The 537-nt window shown below is 31.7% G+C and carries 1 protein-coding gene; it reads right to left on the bottom strand.

Features of this window, described 5'->3' with window-relative positions; all coding sequences use genetic code 11:
* Positions 1–35 precede the first annotated feature (35 nt).
* Positions 36–293: a hypothetical protein gene (locus NR121_RS25065; protein ID WP_256832148.1), complete on the bottom strand. Its 258-nt coding sequence runs from the start codon at positions 291–293 to the stop codon at positions 36–38.
* Positions 294–537: the final 244 nt, after the last annotated feature.

Here is a 537-nt window from a genome sequence, read left to right as displayed (position 1 = left end):
TGCCTCTAAACCCTTGTGACATAAGGATTTTTTGATTATTCAGCAAGCCCTACTTTACCATTTGTCTTTTCTACAATAAAACGTAATGGTAAATAAGCATCGCCATTGTAATTTAAAATCGGTTTATACAAATTTTCAACACGTTCTCCATTAATAGATAAAGATACAGGGAATAAAAGAGCCTGAATAGAATCAGACGAATATGCTATTGATGAAAATAAAAAACTTAATACTAATCCTGGTATAACTATCTTTTTTTTTTCATAAATCCAACCTCCAAATTTTATTTTCACCTATATTATATAATATAGTTTTTAAAATACCAATAAATGGAGGTTTTTGGTGTATGAATGTAAAAAAAGTAATTTCGTTGATCACCCTTAGTATGGCATTAATCATTCCAAATGCTGCCGTCGCAACTCCGTTGTCATCTTATGAGCCACAGCTAGTGTAACCGTCAAGACCTTTTGAACAATTTTCGTTAATTAATTTTGAACACTAAGCGTTCTGAAAAATCGTCTGCCGATACTTCAAGCG

Origin of the sequence: Paenibacillus sp. Pae15, from assembly GCF_024519685.1 — a bacterium.
Lineage (GTDB): Bacteria > Bacillota > Bacilli > Paenibacillales > NBRC-103111 > Paenibacillus_G > Paenibacillus_G naphthalenovorans.
This window is presented reverse-complemented; position numbering and strand designations above follow the sequence as displayed.